This window comes from Paenibacillus pinihumi DSM 23905 = JCM 16419 (genome assembly GCF_000422505.1).
Taxonomy (GTDB): domain Bacteria; phylum Bacillota; class Bacilli; order Paenibacillales; family Paenibacillaceae; genus Paenibacillus_D; species Paenibacillus_D pinihumi.
In genome coordinates this window covers 1-1,658 of sequence record NZ_AULX01000056.1, presented here as the reverse complement: position 1 = coordinate 1,658, position 1,658 = coordinate 1, and the positions used below count along the sequence as shown (strand labels likewise).

Sequence of the window (1,658 nt, the reverse complement as noted above, 5' to 3'; positions counted from 1 at the left end):
GCATAAATTGTTTGATCCTGCGGATATACAGTTTTCGTATCATTAAACCCGTATAACAACTGCTCTTTTTCTCCAGCTGTTACCATATCGATTTCACTGACAAGCGCTTCTGGATTTTTAGATAACGTATCCGCCAGTTGAATGAGATGGGTTCCAAGACGTTCAATCATTTTCCTGTCATAGATATGTCCATCATAATTTATCTTGATTATCAATTGTTCGCCGGGCTGTACCATCACTGTCAGGGGGTAGTTCGTTCGCTCAAAAACCTCTGCGTCACTAATTTGCAAGCCCGCGTTCCCGCCCGTCGCAGCATCAGCAACTTCCGTCCGATTGGAGAAATTCTGAAATGAAACAATATGATCAAACAGATCCTGTCTCAATTCGGAACGTGCTTGAATATCTGCTAATGACGCATAACCGTACTTTTCTCCCAAAAGCAGCGTTTGCTGAATATGAGCTAATAAATCAGGGAATCGCTCTCCTTTACGGGATGTGATCCGGATCGGGATGGTATTAATGAATAGCCCCACCATATTCTCAATACCTTCCACCTCAGGGGGACGCCCGGAGATGACCGTTCCAAGTGCAATATCCGAAGTCAGGTTATACCGCTGAAGCAAGATTCCCCACATTCCCAGAAATACATGATTCAAAGTCACCTGGTTCTTCAAGGCAATGTGTTGTAAAGCTGTCGTTAAATCCACACCTAATGTAATCCATGACTCCCGCCCGTCATATTCTCCCGGACGGGTTGAATCTGATGACTTTCTCGGAATCCCAGTGCGTTCTTCAAAGCCCTCAAGAACCTGATGCCAATAGGCCAATGCTTCTTCTTCATCCTGCTGTTCCAGCCATTGCGCATAACTGCGATTGGAAGGCGCCTGATTCAATTGGACATTCTGTTGCCTGTTGATTTGCTCATAGATGTGCAGCAGATCTTTCATCACAATGCCAAGGCACCAGCCATCCATAATAATGTGATGGTTGCTCAATATTATTTTGTGACTGTTTGGATGGATTCGAAAAACCGAAGCCCGAATAAGAATGTCCGACTGCAAATCAAACCCGGACTTTCGGTCCTGATATGTAAATTGCTCGATGCGAGCCTGCTGCTCCTGCTCATTCAAAGCAGAAAGATCTTCGTAGTACACAGCCGTTTTTCTTTCCACTAGCACCACTTGCAGCGGCGCTTCCATTTCCTCATACAGAAATACCGTCCGCAAAGCATCATATCTCTCAATTAGAAGATTAAAGCTCTTTTCAAAGGTACGGATATCAAGCGGTCCTTCAGCCGTTAAAACCATTTGTTCAAAATACTGCTGTGAATTAGGCTCAAGCCTATGGTGAAACAGCATTCCTTTTTGCATCGGGAATAATGGTTGAATCATCTTGATGTCCACTTCAGACACTTTTTTTCACATCCCTTAATTTATTGGGGAGACCGCCTATGACCTTCGGGCAGCCTCCCCTTGTTGAGAGAAATGGAAAAACTTAAATCTTGATTTTTTTCTTTAAGATGGAATTGACTTTGTCGAGCTGATCCAGAGACAGCTTGTTGTATCCCAGATCACTTGGGGTCACATCCACATTCTCCTGCTGCAAGCAATGCTCAATCAGCGCCAGCAGCTTGCTCTTGTACCGTTCCGCCAATTCCG

The 1,658-nt window shown here is 44.6% G+C and carries 1 protein-coding gene; it reads right to left on the bottom strand.

The annotated features are described in order from the left end of the window. Positions 1 to 1,391 (bottom strand): condensation domain-containing protein (locus H583_RS32975; protein WP_245585916.1); only part of this gene is annotated, 1,391 nt, incomplete at its 3' end. Positions 1,392 to 1,658 lie beyond the last annotated feature (267 nt).